The organism is Synechococcus sp. R55.7 (assembly GCF_047461955.1).
Taxonomy (GTDB): domain Bacteria; phylum Cyanobacteriota; class Cyanobacteriia; order Thermostichales; family Thermostichaceae; genus Thermostichus.
The window spans coordinates 4,170-5,636 of sequence record NZ_JANSIC010000170.1 but is presented as its reverse complement, the minus strand read 5'-3'; the positions used below and the strand labels follow the sequence as shown (position 1 = coordinate 5,636).

Here is a 1,467-nt window from a genome sequence, read left to right as displayed (position 1 = left end):
TAGGACTGAGCCCAGTCGCGTCAGCGTTGCGGAGCAACATGGTTTACACCTTCGAGATCATCGGCATCGCCCCTGCTCTACAGTTCTTTCATCAGCAACAGAAGCTGGCCCAGCGGCCCTGTGGGGTGGAATACCTGGGTACCAGCTCCTGCACCCTCGATGCGTTGCTGGGATCCGTGGAGGAAGTGCCGGCCCGGCGCGGCTGGGACTTGGATCAGTTGGTCGACGCTGTTATCCGCTTTTGGTGCAGCAACCCCGATTTGGTGAGTTTGTGGCGCTCTCGTTTTCGCGATGCCGGGCGAGATGCGCTGTTGGTCTCGCGAGTGGGGCATATTCAATCACTGCGGCAGGAATTTGAATGGCTGCTGAAGCAGTAGGTGCCGAGCGCCACTCTCGCCACCTGGGTGGGAGAATGTGCGGTTAGCAGGTAGGCTAAGGGCAGAACTAATTTGTGAGCACCCATGAGCGACACAGTTTTCGGCAAGATTATTCGCAGGGAGATCCCTGCACAAATCGTTTACGAAGACGATAGAGCCCTGGCCTTCAAAGATATTGCCCCCCAAGCCCCTGTCCACATTTTGGTGGTGCCCAAAGAGCCCATCCCCGGCATTTCCCAGGCCAAGCCCGAACATGAGGCATTGCTGGGACATCTCCTGCTGACCGCTCAGCGGGTGGCTGCCGAGGCAGGTTTAAATAAAGGCTACCGATTGGTGATCAACGAAGGAGAGGACGGCGGGCAAACCGTCTTTCATCTCCACATTCACGTTCTGGGCGGTCGGGGGATGGGCTGGCCCCCAGGTTGAGCGATGGTTTTTCCCACCCATTGGAGCCTCTGCAGGTACAATCCTGTCATTACTGAGGATAAACGGCGGGCGGGGTCTGGGATCGATGGAGTGGCACGTAACCGATGCAGAGAGTTTGATGATCATCGACCAGGAGGTGGGCAAGCACGAGCTTTCTCCTGCTGAGTATGAGGTGGTTCGTCGGGTTATTTATGCTACTGCCGACTTTGAGTACTTGAACCTCATCCGTTTTGGTAACGAAGCCTTACAGGCTGGGGCGGCGGCCTTGGCAGCGCGTACCACCATTGTGGTCGATGAGCCGATGGTACAGGTGGGCATTGCCTGGGCTGTTCAGAACACCTTTTCCAACCCCATCTACTGCGGCAGCGAAGCGATTACCCGTCCCCAAAGGGACAAGACCCGCTCCGCTTGGGGCTTGGAAACCCTGGCCCAACGCTACCCTGAGGCGATCTTTGTGATTGGCCAATCCCAGACTGCCCTCTCCACCTTGGTGCAGCTGATTAGAAAGAAGGAGGTGGCCCCTGCTCTGGTCATCGCCACGCCGGCTGGGTTTGTGAACGTGGTGCAAGCCAAGCAGGAGCTAGCCGATTCCATGGTGCCCCACATCCGCACTGAGGGACGCAAAGGAGGCCCGGCAGTGGCTGCAGCGGTGTTGGATGGCCTG

General features: G+C 58.1%; 3 protein-coding genes. All 3 read left to right on the top strand.

What is annotated here, in order from left to right:
• The coding region (locus NW820_RS09380) for a hypothetical protein (protein ID WP_414407342.1) at positions 1-377 on the top strand (377 nt) is incomplete at its 5' end.
• 84 nt (positions 378-461) lie between these two features.
• Positions 462-803, top strand: a complete 342-nt coding sequence (locus tag NW820_RS09375) for a histidine triad nucleotide-binding protein (RefSeq protein ID WP_011432043.1) — start codon at positions 462-464, stop codon at positions 801-803.
• Positions 804-888: 85 nt separating this feature from the next.
• Positions 889-1,467 (top strand): precorrin-8X methylmutase (locus NW820_RS09370; protein ID WP_414407341.1); only part of this gene is annotated, 579 nt, incomplete at its 3' end.